Source organism: Vibrio sp. STUT-A11, from assembly GCF_026000435.1.
Lineage (GTDB): Bacteria > Pseudomonadota > Gammaproteobacteria > Enterobacterales > Vibrionaceae > Vibrio.
Genome location: NZ_AP026763.1, coordinates 1,860,640 through 1,876,977, shown reverse-complemented (window position 1 = coordinate 1,876,977; position 16,338 = coordinate 1,860,640). Strand labels below are relative to the sequence as shown.

12 protein-coding genes are annotated in these 16,338 nt (G+C 46.5%); 9 read left to right on the top strand and 3 right to left on the bottom strand.

All coding sequences use genetic code 11. The annotated features are described in order from the left end of the window. The first annotated feature begins 42 nt into the window (after positions 1-42). Positions 43-1,014, top strand: a complete 972-nt coding sequence (locus OO774_RS08855; protein WP_264901652.1) for a TAXI family TRAP transporter solute-binding subunit — start codon at positions 43-45, stop codon at positions 1,012-1,014. Positions 1,015-1,084: 70 nt separating this feature from the next. On the opposite strand, the gene OO774_RS08850 is transcribed toward OO774_RS08855, so the two are convergent. The 3 genes from OO774_RS08850 to OO774_RS08840 form a co-directional block, all read right to left on the bottom strand. Then, entirely contained in the window at positions 1,085-2,611 is a 1,527-nt protein-coding gene (locus OO774_RS08850) for a tripartite tricarboxylate transporter permease (RefSeq protein ID WP_264901650.1), read from the bottom strand. A gap of 19 nt (positions 2,612-2,630) precedes the next feature. Then, positions 2,631-3,125 carry a tripartite tricarboxylate transporter TctB family protein gene (locus tag OO774_RS08845; RefSeq protein ID WP_264901648.1) on the bottom strand — a complete coding sequence of 165 codons (495 nt, stop codon included), beginning with the start codon at positions 3,123-3,125 and terminating at the stop codon, positions 2,631-2,633. 260 nt (positions 3,126-3,385) lie between these two features. Further along, positions 3,386-4,357 carry a tripartite tricarboxylate transporter substrate binding protein gene (locus OO774_RS08840; protein ID WP_264901646.1) on the bottom strand — a complete coding sequence of 324 codons (972 nt, stop codon included), beginning with the start codon at positions 4,355-4,357 and terminating at the stop codon, positions 3,386-3,388. Positions 4,358-4,936: 579 nt separating this feature from the next. On the opposite strand from OO774_RS08840, the gene OO774_RS08835 reads away from it, so the two are divergent. The 8 genes from OO774_RS08835 to OO774_RS08800 all read left to right on the top strand — a co-directional run bounded on the left by OO774_RS08835 (position 4,937) and on the right by OO774_RS08800 (position 16,264). Next, positions 4,937-5,656, top strand: coding sequence for a GntR family transcriptional regulator (locus OO774_RS08835; protein WP_014231938.1), 720 nt, complete (start codon positions 4,937-4,939; stop codon positions 5,654-5,656). Positions 5,657-5,668: 12 nt separating this feature from the next. Next, positions 5,669-6,565 carry a methylisocitrate lyase gene (gene prpB / locus OO774_RS08830; RefSeq protein ID WP_237316967.1) on the top strand — a complete coding sequence of 299 codons (897 nt, stop codon included), beginning with the start codon at positions 5,669-5,671 and terminating at the stop codon, positions 6,563-6,565. 132 nt (positions 6,566-6,697) lie between these two features. Next, positions 6,698-7,840, top strand: coding sequence for a 2-methylcitrate synthase (gene prpC / locus OO774_RS08825; RefSeq protein WP_264901643.1), 1,143 nt, complete (start codon positions 6,698-6,700; stop codon positions 7,838-7,840). 188 nt (positions 7,841-8,028) lie between these two features. Continuing rightward, entirely contained in the window at positions 8,029-10,620 is a 2,592-nt protein-coding gene (gene acnD / locus OO774_RS08820) for a Fe/S-dependent 2-methylisocitrate dehydratase AcnD (RefSeq protein WP_264901641.1), read from the top strand. A 9-nt stretch (positions 10,621-10,629) separates the two neighbouring features. Beyond that, positions 10,630-11,826, top strand: a complete 1,197-nt coding sequence (prpF, locus tag OO774_RS08815) for a 2-methylaconitate cis-trans isomerase PrpF (protein ID WP_264901640.1) — start codon at positions 10,630-10,632, stop codon at positions 11,824-11,826. Positions 11,827-11,883: 57 nt separating this feature from the next. Continuing rightward, positions 11,884-13,761: a propionyl-CoA synthetase gene (locus OO774_RS08810; RefSeq protein ID WP_264901639.1), complete on the top strand. Its 1,878-nt coding sequence runs from the start codon at positions 11,884-11,886 to the stop codon at positions 13,759-13,761. A 192-nt stretch (positions 13,762-13,953) separates the two neighbouring features. Then, entirely contained in the window at positions 13,954-14,442 is a 489-nt protein-coding gene (locus OO774_RS08805; protein ID WP_264901638.1) for a GNAT family N-acetyltransferase, read from the top strand. 370 nt (positions 14,443-14,812) lie between these two features. Next, on the top strand, positions 14,813-16,264 hold the full coding sequence (locus tag OO774_RS08800) for a bifunctional NUDIX hydrolase/phosphatase PAP2 family protein (protein ID WP_264901637.1): 1,452 nt from the start codon (positions 14,813-14,815) through the stop codon (positions 16,262-16,264). The last annotated feature ends 74 nt before the right edge of the window (positions 16,265-16,338 follow it).

The window sequence follows — 16,338 nt, the reverse complement described above, 5'->3', positions numbered from 1 at the left end:
CTATACTTGAACCGTCACAAACAAAAGGAAAAAGGATGTTCAATGTTAAAGTTTAAGCAAGTTGCAATAACCGCATCTCTTGCGGCACTGAGTGCGAGCTTCTCTGTCGCTGCTGAAGACACCTTCGTAACGATTGGTACGGGTGGGGTAACCGGGGTTTACTATCCAACGGGTGGTGCAATCTGTCGTCTTGTGAACAAGTCACGTGCGGACCATGGTATTCGTTGTTCTGTTGAAAGTACCGGTGGTTCGATTTACAACATTAATACGATCCGCTCCGGTGAATTAGATTTAGGTATCGCTCAGTCAGACTGGCAATATCACGCCTATAACGGTACCAGTCAATTTGCTGATGCAGGTCCGTTCAAAGAGCTTAGAGCCGTATTCTCTGTTCACCCTGAACCATTTACCGTCGTTGCACGTCAAGACGCCAATATTAAATCGTTTGATGACTTAAAAGGTAAACGCGTGAATATTGGTAACCCTGGTTCAGGCCAGCGCGGTACGATGGAAGTGCTGATGAACGAATACGGCTGGACGAATGATGACTTCAAACTGGTTTCTGAGCTGAAAGCCTCTGAGCAGTCTAAAGCACTCTGTGATAATAAAATCGATGCAATGGTTTATACCGTTGGCCACCCAAGTGGTGCGATTAAAGAGGCAACCACCTCTTGTGACAGTAACATCGTTGCGATTGAAGGTTCTCACGTAGACAAGTTGATCGCTGACCATAGTTTCTATCGTGTCGCTACCGTACCAGGCGGTATGTATCGCGGATCGGATGAAGATGTGAAAACATTTGGTGTCGGTGCAACTTTTGTCTCTTCGACGTCGGTACCAGAAGAGGTAGTTTACAACGTGGTTAAAGCGGTATTTGAGAACTTTGATGACTTCCGTCGTCTGCATCCGGCATTCGCTAACCTGAAGAAAGAAGAAATGGTAAAAGATGGCTTGTCTGCGCCACTTCACCCGGGCGCATTGAAGTACTATAAAGAGGTCGGGTTGATCAAATAATCTATACCTTTTAAAAAAAGCCACCGAGCTGGTGGCTTTTTTAGAAGTCAATCATGGGGGGATGGCTTATTTATTGTTCAACTTTGACTGGTTGAGCTCGTAGCTTTTGAAACAGTTTCACAAACATTGGGCTGCCTACTACCAGTACAGCTAATACTGTAAAGGTTAGTGTAATAGGGCGTTCCCATAAGAAGCTCAACTCACCATCAGAAATCATCAATGCTCGGCGTAAGTTCTCTTCCATTAAACCACCAAGGATGAAGCCAAGTAGTAACGGAGCAAGAGGGAAGTTCGCTAATCGGAGCGCGATAGCAGCCATCGCCACAAGCAGCATCACAAACACATCCATGGTGTTAAATGAGACCAAATACACGCCCGTGATTGAGAAGAACAAAATCATCGGAAGTAGTACCGTTCTCGGTACCGCCAGCAGCTTTGAGATGTACGGAATAAGCGGTAAGTTAAGAATAACCAGTACGATGTTACCAAAGTACATAGAGATAATGACTGACCAGAATACATCTGGGTGCTCAACAAACAGACGTGGACCTGGCTGAATACCGTACGCGATTAATGCACCTAACATGATGGCTGTGGTACCTGAACCTGGAATACCAAGTGTCAACAAGGGTACAAATGAGCCACTTGATGCGGCGTTGTTCGCCGATTCTGGTGCTACCAGACCACGGATGCTGCCTTTACCAAACTCTTCCTTTTTGTCTTTTGGCGCCAGGTTACGTTCCAAACCGTAGCTCAGGAACGCGGCAATCGTTGCGCCTGCGCCCGGAAGTACGCCGGTAAAGAAGCCCAGAATCGAAGAACGAATAGAAACTGGGGCAACTTCTTTAATCTCTTCTTTGGTGACTTTCATCGAGCCGATATTGCTCAGTTTGTCTTGCTCTTCATCACGAGTGTCTGCAGAAGGCTTAAGAATGCCCATTAGCGTTTCGCCTAGTGCAAAGGTCGCCATGGCAAGTAACAAGAAGCTAAAGCCATCCATCAAGTCTGTTAGTCCGAAGGTAAAGCGCTCTACACCCACGCCTTTATCGATACCAACCGTAGACAGCATCAAGCCCAAAATGGTCATCATCCACGCTTTAATTACCTGACCTTTACCAGCGAATGCCGCTACTGCAGACAAGCCAAGCAGCATCAACGCGAAGTAGTCTGAGGATTGAAAACTTAGCGATACTTTTGCTAATGCAGGAGCCGCGACTAACAACATGATCGCCGATAACGTGCCGCCAGTGAAAGAAGAGTAGGCAGCAAGTGCTAACGCTTTACCCGCCTGACCTTTTTGCGCCATTGGGTAACCGTCAAAAGCCGTTACCACCGTTGAAGAACAGCCTGGTGCGTTAATCAGAATTGAAGACGTAGAACCACCAAATACCGCGCCGTAGTAAACGCCAGCCATCAAAATCAAACCAGAAGAAGGTTCGAGACCGTAAGTGATTGGGATCATCAACGCGATAGCTGAAATAGGCCCAAGACCTGGCAGCATTCCGATAAATGTACCGACAAAACAGCCAACAATCACCATCATGATGTTCATTGGCATCACCGCCGTGGATAAACCTTGTAGAATTCCATCTAACATAATTCTTTCCTTTGTTTGGCTACCAGATGATGAAAATTAAACCCGGCTCAAGATAGATATCTAAACCTTGAGTCAGCAATAAATAGAAGGCGATAACAAAAGGGAAAGAAGCGCCAAATAGTATGGACTTACGTCTTTCACCTAATAGGTAAAAACCTGCTAGAAGGAAGAAACTGGTCGCCAGCACAAAGCCCAGATAAGTGAGCCCCAGACCGTACAGCGCCATTAACACTAAGAACGCAATCAGCAGCTTCCAGTTGAATGTCAACACGGCGCCACTCTTTTTATCTGGCTGGCCGGTTACCATCAGTAGAAGCGCTAAACCAATACCAAGGTAAGTTAGAATTGTCGGCAATGTGCGTGCAGTGAACGGTTCATATTCATCACCGGGGAACAATGCGATTTGAGAAGTTTGGAATCCGTAGCCCAGACAGAAAAGTAAAAAGATCATCGCACCGACGCGATCGCGGCAGAGCAAGTTTTCTTTGGTAAAAAAGTTGGTTGAATGAGACATATTCAACTCCTAACGAAGGTAAAAAAGACCGTATATGGGCGTTAATGTGCAAGGTAAGTCATTAACAATTAAGCATTTCGCTGCTAGTCGAGCCGCTTATCAATCTATAAACAAAGGAGTAGGTATGCCGAATGTCGACAATGCCCATATACGGTGAAACTTAGAGTGCAAATACAGAGTTGGGGCTAATACCAAGTCAGATTTCTCCGTCTTGGTATTGGAGAATTAGCCCCGTTTACTGTTTGTTTCAGGTAACCTGGTTATTTCAGAAAACCTAATTCGCGCATCAAATCGCCCATTTGCTGCTCCTGCTCTTCAAGGAACGCGAAGAACTCTTTGTCGGCTTTATAGTTGTCGATCCAACCATTGCGGTCGCGAACAACTTGCCATTCGTCGGTGTTGTACATTTTCGTCAATGCAGAATTCCACTCGTCGATTTTCTCTTGGCTAACGCCTGGCGCTGCGAAGAAACCACGCCAGTTGGCAAATACCGTTTCATTACCATATTCAGTTAGCGTTGGAATGTTCGGCGCTGCCTCTAATCGCTTCGGAGCAGTAATGGCCAGTACTTTAACTTGTCCAGATTTAGACATTTCAAGCACTTCACCTAAACCAGTGGAAAGGAGTTGAGTTTCGCCAGAAAGTAGCGCAGCCATCGCTTTACCACCCGCGTCGTAGCCAATATAACGGACTTTACGTGCGTCATAACCTTCGCCTTTGAATGCGGCTGCAATGACAAGGTGATCCATAGAACCGCGGGCTGAACCGCCAGCAATTTTCACTTCACGTGGATTCTCTTCAAACGCTTTGACTACGTCTTCCCACGAGTTAAATGGCGAGTCTGCAGACGCAACAATGGCGCCGTAGTCTGCAACAGTAGCAGCAACCGGGGTTAGGTCACGGAAGGATTGCGGGAAAATACCGCTAAGAGAACGCACGACGATTGGTGTTGAGTTCACCATGAGTGTGTCTTCTTGACGATCCGCCGTTTCAATTAAGTGAGCAATGGCTTTACCGCCGCCGCCACCAGATAAGTTTTGGAATGATACAGTTTCAACGATGTCTGATTTCACGAGTACATCACCCGTACCGCGTGCGGTCATATCCCAGCCGCCACCGGCGCCACCAGGAATGAGGAAATGCATTTTTTCTACATCAGCTGCGAAAGTGTTAAATGAAAATGAAGCAGCGATGATAGATGCGGCGAGCGTTGGTTTGATTACCTTTAACATGTTCACGTTCCTTATGTGAGTGACTCTATTTTTTGATGAGTCTTATTGTCGTTTCAGCTTTGAATCTGAACTTTGTTGAAAGGTTAATTAAGTGTTAAATGCTTGTCTGCAAAAGGTAGATAAAGAGAATATTGAGCATAACGGGGATTTTGTTCATAAAGTTCACGGAGAGGGATGTAGTGCGGAACTCAAAGAACTAAAAATGACCTTAGCGGTGTTTAGCGATGGAAAATCAAATTATTACGGGTACAAACCAAGCTCGAAGACAACCGCCGAACACGAAGTCTTTGACTGATTGGTAACGGGAGCATCAGTTTTAGAGCTAAATTTTACTGCAAATTTTAATTTTAAAATAAACTAATCAATTAGTTATGTATTTTTAAGTTGTCGACAGCTGTGAGTTTTTTATGAGGAATATGGCTGATAACTGCCATTTATTGGCTTTATACATGATCTTTTAATAAGACCTTAGTCTAAATTGTCGACAATTTACTTGATTGTCGACACTTTGATCGTTTATTTTATATTTAGGTTAAGGAATTGTAGACATTTCGGTGTCATTGATGTGAGTGCCTGAATATGAACTCTGAGTTAAAAGCTCGTTATAAAGTGATAGCTTCTGAGAAAGAACACACCAAGTCTGAAACACTGACGGAGTCTTTGATAGAAGTTATCGTAAACGGTGATGTTGCGCCGGGGAGTAAAATCTCAGAGCCAGAGCTTGCAAGGAAATATCAAGTCAGCCGAGGGCCTTTACGTGAAGCGCTGATGCGTTTGGAAGGTTTGGGTCTGATTGAACGTATCCCGCATGTTGGAGCGAGAGTCACAACCTTTTCACCAGAAAAGCTGATTGAGCTTTACTCGGTACGAGAAGCGCTAGAAGGGATGGCAGCAAGGCTTGCGGCTCGCCATATTACCCAAGAAGAGCTATTGAGCTTAGAAATGCTATTGTCGACACATTCGAAGCATATTGACCAGGTAGAAGGCTCTTCCTATTTCCACCAACATGGTGACTTTGATTTCCACTATCGCATTATTCAGGCAAGCCGAAATAGCAAGTTGATTACTTTGTTGTGTGATGAGTTGTACCACTTACTGCGCATGTATCGTTATCAGTCACCACGTTCGCAATCTCGTCCAAACGAAGCACTCAACGAACACAAATATATTTTGGAAGCCATTCGTAATCGCGATGAAGAACTTGCAGAAATGTTAATGAGACGACACATCTCTGGGAGTCGAAAACTCATCCAATCGCAGATTATTCATACAGAAACTGAAAGTTTAGATAAAGACTAGAAGGAATTCGTCATGAGCTTAACACCGGGGGCGAAGTTCAGACTCGCCATTGAACAAAACAATCCGCTACAAATTGTCGGTACCGTTAACCCTTACTGCGCCATGATGGCGAAAAACCTGGGGCATCAAGCGATTTACTTGTCTGGTGGCGGTATTGCAAATGCTTCATACGGTTTGCCAGATCTGGGCATCACCACACTCAATGACGTGTTGGTGGACGTTAACCGCATTACAAACGCATGTGATTTGCCATTGTTGGTGGATATCGACACGGGTTTTGGCGGTGCATTCAATATCGCTCGCACGATCAAACAAATGGAAAAAGCGGGCGCAGCTGCGGTACACATGGAAGATCAGGTAGCGCAGAAACGTTGTGGTCACCGTCCAAACAAAGCGATTGTTAGCCAGCAAGAAATGGTTGACCGTGTTAAAGCGGCGGTGGATGCGCGTAATGACGAAAGTTTCGTGATTATGGCTCGTACTGACGCACTTGCAGTTGAAGGCATGGACAGCGCGATTGAACGTGCGATTGCTTGTGTGGAAGCGGGCGCGGACATGATTTTCCCAGAAGCGATGAACAAACTGGATCAATACCTACAGTTCTCAAATGCGCTTGAACAAGCAACGGGCAAACATGTTCCGATTCTGGCGAACATTACCGAGTTCGGTGCAACGCCACTTTACGGCTGTGATGAGTTGGCGAAAGCGAAAGTGGACATGGTGCTTTACCCACTCAGTGCGTTCCGTGCGATGAACAAAGCCGCAGAAACGGTTTACAAGCATCTGCTAGAAGTAGGCAATCAGGAAGCGCTGGTTGATTCGATGCAGACACGTAAAGAGTTGTATCAGCACCTGAATTACCACGACTACGAAGACAAACTTGACCAGCTATTCTCAGAAGGAAAATAGCGGGGAAGTAGAGAATAAACGGAAGCCCAAGAAAAGATAATCGGAATTTATCAAATCCAATAACGTGAAAATTGTCTGGTGAATAAAAACGCTCCAAAGAGAGCAAAGCCAGACAGAAAAGGAGTTCAAACAATGCCTCAAACTGAAGCAAAGAAAGCAGAGTTAGGTGGCGCAGGCCTACGTGGTCAAAGCGCTGGAAGCACAGCTTTATGTACTGTCGGTAAAACGGGAACAGGTCTTACTTATCGCGGTTACGATATTACTGACCTTGCCAATAATGCTCAATTTGAAGAAGTGGCGCACCTGCTGTTACGTGGTCACTTACCAAATCAACAAGAACTCGATGCTTACAAGACGCACCTGTTAAGTCTTCGTGGTTTGCCAACTGAGCTAAAACAAGCTCTTGAACTGATTCCTGCGACTGCGCACCCAATGGACGTAATGCGTACAGGTTGTTCAATGTTGGGTAACTTAGAGCAGGAAATGAGCTTTGATGAGCAGCTGCAATCAACGGAGCGTATGCTCGCGCTATTCCCTGCAATGATCTGTTACTGGTACCGCTTTAGTCATGACGGTGTGCGTATCGACACTGAAGATCAGACTGAAGACAGCATCGGTGGTTACTTCCTGAAGCTACTCACTGGTAAAGAGCCAACCGAACTGCACAAACAAGTGATGCACTGCTCATTGATCCTTTACGCAGAGCATGAGTTTAATGCGTCAACATTTGCAGCGCGCGTTTGTGCATCAACATTGTCAGACGTCCACTCTTGTATTACTGCGGCAATCGGTACGCTTCGTGGTCCACTTCACGGCGGCGCAAACGAAGCGGCGATGGAAATGATTGAAGATTGGCAGACGCCAGATGAAGCAGAAGCGAACATCATGCAAATGCTTGCTAACAAAGACAAGATCATGGGCTTTGGTCATGCGATCTATCGCGAAAGCGACCCTCGCAACGCGCTGATCAAGCGCTGGTCAGAAGAGCTTTCTAAGCAAGTAGGTGACACACACCTATATGCGGTATCTGAGCGTGTTGAGTCGGTGATGAAGCGTGAAAAAGGTCTGTTCTGTAATGCGGACTTCTTCCATGCATCGGCGTACCACTTTATGGACATTCCGACCAAACTGTTCACACCGATATTCGTGATGAGCCGTTTAACCGGTTGGGCTGCACATGTGTACGAGCAACGCGCGAATAACCGCATTATTCGCCCAAGTGCAGATTACACAGGTCCAGACCATCAGGAATGGGTACCTATCGAAAAACGCTAGCGCGTTACTCCTTTCTCTATGCGATTCTCTCCACATGGGGGAAGGAGTATTTCTCATCACTAAGGTTACTAGAACGACTACATCTCAAAAAAGGTTCTCCAATCAAGTCTCCAAACAACTTTTCTAGGGTAATGTTTCTAGAGTGATGGGGAGAAGGCCAAGATGTACAGATTGAATGGAAGCAAACCATGAGCACAACTATTAATACCCAATATCGTAAGTCGCTTCCGGGGACTCAACTTGATTACTTTGATGCCCGCGAAGCCGTAAATACTATTACTCCTGGAGCCTATGAAACGCTCCCTTACACCTCACGCGTTCTTGCCGAGCAGCTTGTACGACGCTGCGATCCAAACGTTTTAACCGACAGCCTAAAACAGCTTATTGAGCGTAAGCGAGATCTGGATTTTCCCTGGTATCCTGCACGTGTCGTATGTCACGACATCTTAGGCCAGACGGCTTTGGTTGACTTGGCTGGTCTTCGCGATGCGATTGCGGATCAGGGCGGTGACCCTGCGAAAGTAAACCCAGTGGTTGAAACACAGCTTATTGTTGACCACTCACTTGCGGTAGAACACGCAGGGTTTGAGCCTGATGCATTTGATAAAAACCGTGCGATTGAAGAGCGCCGAAATGAAGACCGATTCCACTTTATCGAGTGGTGTAAAACCGCATTTGAAAACGTCAGTGTGATTCCTGCGGGCAACGGCATCATGCACCAAATCAATCTGGAAAAAATGTCTCCAGTGGTGCAGGCGAAGCAGGGCATTGCTTACCCGGACACTTGTGTAGGTACTGACAGTCACACACCTCACGTTGATGCGCTAGGTGTTATCGCGATTGGTGTGGGTGGTCTGGAAGCAGAAACTGTAATGCTTGGCCGACCATCGATGATGCGCCTGCCGGATATTGTCGGTGTAAAACTGACGGGTAAACGTCAACCGGGCATTACCGCAACGGATATCGTTCTTGCGATCACTGAGTTCCTGCGTAATGAGCGTGTTGTTTCTTCTTACTTAGAATTCTTTGGCGAAGGTGCACGAGACCTGACTATCGGTGACCGCGCGACCATCTCCAACATGACACCAGAATACGGTGCGACCGCAGGTATGTTCTACATTGACGAACAGACCATCAACTACTTGAAACTGACTGGCCGTGATGAACAGCAAGTTGACCTGGTAGAGAAATACGCAAAACAAACTGGCCTTTGGGCAGACGATCTTGATACTGCGGTTTATGAGCGTGTACTTGAGTTTGATTTGTCATCAGTAAGCCGTAACATGGCTGGCCCTTCAAACCCTCACCGCCGTTTGCCTACTTCTGAGCTGGCACAACGTGGTATTTCTGGTGAATGGGAAGAGAAAGAAGGCGAATTGCCTGATGGCGCGGTGATCATCGCTGCGATCACATCGTGTACTAACACCAGTAACCCACGAAACGTGGTTGCTGCGGGCCTTGTGGCGAAGAAAGCCAACGAACTTGGCCTTGTGCGTAAGCCTTGGGTGAAATCGTCTTTTGCTCCGGGTTCTAAGGTTGCGCGTCTTTACCTGGAAGAAGCAGGCTTACTACCAGAATTAGAGAAGCTTGGCTTTGGTATTGTTGGTTACGCATGTACCACCTGTAACGGTATGAGCGGCGCGTTGGATCCAAAAATTCAGCAAGAGATCATCGATCGCGATTTGTACGCGACAGCGGTACTTTCGGGTAACCGTAACTTTGATGGCCGGATCCACCCTTACGCGAAGCAAGCTTTCTTAGCTTCACCACCACTGGTTGTGGCTTATGCGTTAGCCGGTACGATTCGTTTTGATATCGAGCGTGATTCACTTGGCACCGACCAAAATGGCAAACCAATTTACTTAAATGATTTGTGGCCAAGCGACGAAGAGATCGATGCGGTTGTTGGTCAACACGTTAAACCAGAGCAGTTTAATCAAGTTTACATCCAGATGTTCAAACTGGACGATGCAGCGCAAAACTCTAACCCGCTATACGATTGGCGTCCGATGAGTACCTACATCCGCCGCCCACCATACTGGGAAGGTGCGTTAGCAGGTGAAAGAACGCTTTCTGGAATGCGTCCTTTAGCAGTTCTGGGTGACAACATCACCACTGACCACCTATCACCTTCGAACGCGATCATGGCGAGCAGTGCGGCAGGCGAATACCTAGCAAAAATGGGGGTTCCGGAAGAGGACTTCAACTCTTACGCGACCCACCGTGGCGACCACTTAACGGCGCAACGTGCGACTTTTGCTAACCCGAAACTGTTTAACGAAATGGTGAAAGAAAACGGCGAAGTCGTACAGGGTTCTCTAGCTCGAATCGAGCCAGAAGGTCAGGTGGTTCGCATGTGGGAAGCAATTGAAACTTACATGAATCGTAAGCAACCACTTATCGTTGTAGCTGGCGCAGACTACGGTCAGGGTTCATCTCGTGACTGGGCTGCAAAAGGCGTTCGATTGGCAGGGGTAGAAGCAATCGTTGCTGAAGGCTTTGAGCGTATCCACCGTACTAACTTGGTTGGTATGGGCGTACTGCCGCTGCAATTCAAGCCGGGTGTTAACCGTAATACGCTAGAACTGGATGGTACTGAGGTTTACGACGTAGTGGGTGAGATTAAACCAGGAGCGGATTTAGCCTTGGTTATCACACGCAGCAACGGCGAGAAAGTCGACGTTCCTGTTACCTGTCGTCTAGACACCGCTGATGAAGTTCACGTGTACAACGCGGGTGGCGTACTGCAGCGTTTCGCGCAAGATTTCTTGGCGCAATAAGGAGTGGTTATGGAAAACAATACTCCGAATCAAATGAGCCAAATCAAAGTGCCTGCGACGTATATACGTGGAGGCACGAGTAAAGGGGTCTTTTTCAACCTCGACGATTTGCCTCAACAAGCACAAGTGGCAGGCGAAGCACGTGACAAATTGCTGTTACGTGTTATCGGCAGCCCAGATCCTTATGCAAAGCAAATCGATGGCATGGGCGGCGCGACATCAAGCACCAGTAAAACGGTGATTGTTTCGCGCAGTAGCCGAGACGATCACGATGTTGACTACTTGTTTGGCCAGGTGTCGATCGACAAACCATTCGTAGACTGGAGCGGTAACTGTGGCAACTTGTCTGCCGCAGTAGGGCCGTTTGCGATTCATGCTGGCTTGATTCCACAAGAGCGCATTCCAGAAAATGGCATCGTGACTGTACGAGTTTGGCAGGTAAACATCAGCAAAACCATCTTGATTCACATACCTATTGTGAATGGTTTTGTGCAAGAAACCGGAGAGTTTGAGCTCGATGGTGTGACGTTCCCTGCGGCTGAGATTCAAGTGGACTTCGTTGACCCGGCAGACGGTGAAGGCAGTATGTTCCCAACCGGAAACTTAGTCGATGATTTGGTGGTGCCTGATGTGGGTACCTTCAACGCGACCTTTATCAACGCGGGCATTCCAACCATTTTCATTGATGCAGAGTCGATTGGCTATCAGGGCACTGAGCTACAAGATGATATCAACAACGATGATGCTGCGCTGGCAATGTTTGAATCTATCCGTGCGCATGGCGCGTTAAAAATGGGTCTGATTTCTGATCTGGAAGAAGCTAAGACGCGTCAGCACACACCGAAAATCGCTTTTGTATCCAAACCGAAAAGCTACCTTTCTTCAAGTGGAAAAGCGGTAACTGATACGGATATCGACGTGTTGGTTCGCGCCTTATCGATGGGCAAACTACACCACGCAATGATGGGAACTGCAGCCGTTGCTATCGCGTCCGCAGCTTGTGTGCCTGGTACATTAGTTAACCTGGCTGCTGGTGGCGGTGAAAAAGAGTCGGTGACGTTTGGCCACCCGTCAGGAACGTTAAAAGTTGGGGCACAAGCGAAGCAAACTGAACAGGGCTGGGTGGTACAAAAAGCCATCATGAGCCGAAGTGCGAGAATACTGATGGAGGGATTTGTGCGTGTACCCTTCAATGTCTTTGAATGAAAAGAATGGTCTTTGAATAGAACGAGAGCAATATCAGGACATACTGGAGGAAGCAATATGTCTTCATACGAAAAAGAATACTTATGGGCGAAAAACGAACCGGAGAGTTTTTGGCGCGCTCAAGCGGAGAATATCGACTGGTTTGAGTCTCCAAACACCATCTTGAAGCCCGATGAAAATGGCATCGAGCGTTGGTTCCCGGATGGCGTGATGAACACATCTTGGCTGGCATTGGATTACCATTGCGAACAGGGTCGAGGTGAAAACGCTGCTATTATTTATGACTCGCCAGTAACGGGAAATAAAAAGACTTACAGCTACAATGAGCTGCGCGATCAAGTAGCGAAAATTGCTGGAATGTTGTCTGCTCAAGGTGTCGAAAAAGGCGACCGAGTCGTTATTTACATGCCGATGATCCCAGAAGCTGCTATGGCAATGCTTGCGTGTGCACGTTTAGGCGCGATTCACTCAGTAGTGTTTGGTGGTTTTGCGCCAAATGAGCTGGCGGTGCGTATCGAAGATGCGGAGCCGAAAGTCATCATGACGGCGTCGTGCGGTATCGAGATAAACAAAATCATTCCGTACAAACCAATGGTGGACAAAGCCATCATGGATAGCCGCTGGAAGCCTGAGAAAGTCTTTGTTTTCCAGCGTCCAGAATGCGAAGCCGAGCTAAATCAGGAACGAGATCTGGATTGGCAGCAAGAATACAGCCAGGCATTGCCACACGCTTGTGTCCCTGTGTTGGCGACAGATCCGCTTTACATCCTTTATACATCAGGTACGACCGGTAAACCGAAAGGCGTGGTGCGTGATAACGGTGGCCACGCTGTAGCGCTGAAGTACTCAATGAGTACAATTTACAATATTCCACAGGGCGGCGTGTTCTGGGCTGCATCTGATGTTGGCTGGGTAGTAGGGCACTCTTACATTGTTTACGCGCCACTCATCCATGGCTGTACAACGATACTGTTTGAAGGCAAGCCGGTTAGAACGCCTAATCCGGGTGCATTCTGGCGAGTTTGTGATGAGTACAAGGTTGATGCGTTGTTTTCTGCACCTACCGCATTCCGCGCGATTAAGAAAGAAGACCCGGAAGGTGAGTTTTTAAAACATTACGATCTGTCTAACTTAAAAACCATCTTTATGGCTGGTGAGCGTCTGGATCCGCCAACACTGGAATGGGTACAGAGCAAAGCCGATAAACCGGTTATCGACCATTGGTGGCAAACAGAAACGGGTTGGGCTATTGCGGGTAACCCAACGGGCATTGAAATGTTGCCTGTAAAAGCGGGGTCTTCGACCAAGCCAATTCCGGGTTATCAAGTTGAAATTCTTGATGAACTTGGTGAGCCAGTGAAAGCCAATCAGCAAGGTTTCGTTGCGCTAAAACGTCCGTTACCGCCAAGCTGCTTACCGACCGTATGGCGTAACCATGATCGTTTTGAGACAGGTTATCTGAGCCAGTTCCCAGGCTACTATGTGTCGGGTGACGGTGGTTATCTCGACGAAGACGGCTACCTATTCATCATGGGACGTATTGACGATGTGATTAACGTCGCTGGTCACCGCTTGTCTACTGGTGAGATGGAAGAGATCGTTGGTGGTCATCCAGCCATTGCAGAATGTGCAGTAGTTGGTATCCACGATGATCTGAAAGGGCAGCTTCCACTTGGCTTTGTGGTACTGAAAGACGGTGTCAAAGTGGACGAGTTGGATCTGGAAGGTGAGTTGGTTGGAAAAGTACGTAGTGAGATCGGTGCAGTTGCCTGCTTTAAGCATGCCCTGGTCGTTGATCGCTTACCGAAAACTCGTTCCGGTAAAATCCTGCGTCGAACCATTCGCCAAATTGCTGATGGTGAGAAATACACGGTGCCATCGACTATCGATGACCCAACGAGCTTAAGTGAAATCGAGCGTGTACTTCGTCGATAGAATTTAATCTGTTTCTTGTTTAATGTTTTGCCCCTGCAATACCCGCAGGGGCTTTTTTCTGCTAATGAGCTGGTCAGTTTCACTCTATTTGCAGCAAGAATAATCGAATGGTTATTTTATTGATCCTACCTACTTGCCATCCTTTCACTTTGGTCACAAACTACAAAGGTTCAATTTTTGGTAAGCTTTTTTATGAGTGCATTTGTAATCAAATCTGCGTGTTTTGACGATATCCATATTCTTAATGAACTTATGTTCGACTTGCATGATGAGCATCATGTTCAGTCACCGGAACTGTTTAAAACGGCGGAAGAAATCGAACAAGAGAAAAGCATTGGGCGTTATATTGATAACCCAGAGTGTCTGGTTTATATCGCATCAATAGGGGATGAGATCATAGGGTTTGTTTCCGGACACTTTTGTGAACTCACCTCTGTTGTCAGTAAGCCCGTCATGATGGGCAGTGTTGATGAGTTGTACGTGCTGCCTGAATTCAGGAAGCAAGGGATCGCGAAAGCATTACTTGATAAAATTGAATCCACTTTCATCAATTATGGTGCGAAGCAGATGTTTGTTGAGGTGTGGAGCTTCAATCAACAAGCGTTGGCGCTTTACGAGAAGCAGGGCTTTGGTCACCACATTCATTGTCTAAGAAAGCCACTATCAAAACCTAATACGTAAGATGTTTTCTGCTCACAGCAAAAATGTCTTTCCACAAAATTAATGCGGTCAATTGCATAGTGGATTTAACAATTAGCTATTGAATTATTTCTGTTGACTATTTTTTGCTAACAAAAGTCTCTAATTTTCAGTATCAGAACTGAGAATTTAAACAAGGATGGTGAATTTTCCTGACACTAACCTTATATAACTGTCAAAATCGCAATCACTATTGTGCATTATGTCCGGGGATTGTCAGGGTTGTACTAAGTTTTTATCTCTAACTCCCTTATCCTTATGTATCATATGCATTAGGCATCACTTAGTTTTCTTCAAAATCTATCAGTATTGCTGCTTTTCACTCGTCGGTTATTATTAAAGGTTATATTTTGTGTTGAGACCACTATTTTTCCTCACTCTTTACTCCGTGTTGTTGGGGATTTCACCTGCTACTGTTGCGACGTCGTCTACAGAGCAAGTAAAAGGTGCGCTATGTATTGTCCGTGCAGATGACAAATTGGTCCTGGTCCACGAGATTCTAACCAACCGAATTTCATTACCCGGTGGGACGATAGTTCCAGGTGAGTCTCCAAAAGCTGCTGCTCAAAGGGAGACTTGGGAAGAAACCGGGCTAGTCGTAACGGTGGGCAAAGAGCTAGGCCGCACTGAGACGGCCGTTTTCTTTAACTGTGTATCAGATTCGGAGATCATTTCTTACTCAATGAATAATTCAATGGGGGGAGATGAGCTACCAATTTGGTTTGCGCCACATTATGGTGTCGAAATCGCATCAGCAATGTTGTTGGCACCTGAACAACTCTCCGCTTCTGCGTATCGTTATCCCGCGCAGTGGCAAACGGTGGTCGGCTATTTCAGTGATGCGACGCATCAACCAGTCCATTATATTCGACATCTGATCAAGTCTGCTCCGTCGTTTCGTCAGATCGAACTGGATTGGATGATGGGGTTACAAAACTGGGTCGGCTCATTGTCAGCAACCAGTTTTCAGACGGCTTATCAGGTTGCTGATTTAGTTCTAGAGCTCACAAAACCAACCATTTTACTGTTTCTGATTCCCTTCGTGATGATGCGATTTGGAAGCCGGTTTGTTTTTCGCCTATTTTTCGCAATTTCAGTAACTTCAGTGATGAGCCTTGTCGCGCAACAGGGGTTTTCATTACCAAGACCACATGTTTATATGCCAATGGTCGAGCTTTCACATAGCTTCGGCTTTAGTTTTCCAAGCTTGCCAATTGCCGTGTGGTGTTGTGTGCTGACTTTTCTATTCCACAAAACAGGTAACTTTGGCGTTAATGGCTCAACGGGGCTGATTATTGGCATGACGTTGTTGGTTGTGCTGGCTAAATTCTTCCTTGGTACGGCTTTTATATTGGATATGTTGCTGGGGGCGTTATTGGGTATTTTGGTTGCTTGGCATATTTTGCGTTTGGAAGTAAACCCGGAGATACACGTTGATAAGTTGCTTACCTCGAAAGGTGTGTGGTTGGCGATGACCGCATTTACTGCGGTGATTTGTGTCATTTGGCCGTTACCAGTATTTGGCAACTGGCTAGCTATTCTGATGGCGGCCTCCGTGATCGTTTTGACGTTTGATAAATCCCAAGTGCAGTTAAGTGCCAGACAGACCGTTTTTGTTATTTTGGCTTTGATATTGGCACAGCAGTTGTACCTGTATTCAGCAACGAGCGTATCGTATAGCAGCTTTTGGTCGCTGGTATTTATCACGCTGCAATACCCAATGTTGATGCTGTTATTCACGCTTCTGGTAAGAAAATTGACTCAAGGCAAGCGTTTGAAAAGCAGAGTACTGGACGCCGAATAGGACTCACTTGCAACCAGATACAATTTAGCCTCACATCTTTGTGAGGCTTTTTCGTTGTTCTATTTGAACGCTTT

Coding starts and splice junctions, on each gene's coding strand:
- OO774_RS08850 (WP_264901650.1), bottom strand. CDS start 2,611: ATGTTAGATGGAATTCTACAAGGTTTATCCACGGCGGTGATGCCAATG.
- OO774_RS08805 (WP_264901638.1), top strand. CDS start 13,954: ATGAGTGCATTTGTAATCAAATCTGCGTGTTTTGACGATATCCATATT.
- OO774_RS08855 (WP_264901652.1), top strand. CDS start 43: ATGTTAAAGTTTAAGCAAGTTGCAATAACCGCATCTCTTGCGGCACTG.
- acnD (WP_264901641.1), top strand. CDS start 8,029: ATGAGCACAACTATTAATACCCAATATCGTAAGTCGCTTCCGGGGACT.
- prpC (WP_264901643.1), top strand. CDS start 6,698: ATGCCTCAAACTGAAGCAAAGAAAGCAGAGTTAGGTGGCGCAGGCCTA.
- prpB (WP_237316967.1), top strand. CDS start 5,669: ATGAGCTTAACACCGGGGGCGAAGTTCAGACTCGCCATTGAACAAAAC.
- OO774_RS08810 (WP_264901639.1), top strand. CDS start 11,884: ATGTCTTCATACGAAAAAGAATACTTATGGGCGAAAAACGAACCGGAG.
- OO774_RS08840 (WP_264901646.1), bottom strand. CDS start 4,357: ATGTTAAAGGTAATCAAACCAACGCTCGCCGCATCTATCATCGCTGCT.
- OO774_RS08835 (WP_014231938.1), top strand. CDS start 4,937: ATGAACTCTGAGTTAAAAGCTCGTTATAAAGTGATAGCTTCTGAGAAA.
- OO774_RS08845 (WP_264901648.1), bottom strand. CDS start 3,125: ATGTCTCATTCAACCAACTTTTTTACCAAAGAAAACTTGCTCTGCCGC.
- prpF (WP_264901640.1), top strand. CDS start 10,630: ATGGAAAACAATACTCCGAATCAAATGAGCCAAATCAAAGTGCCTGCG.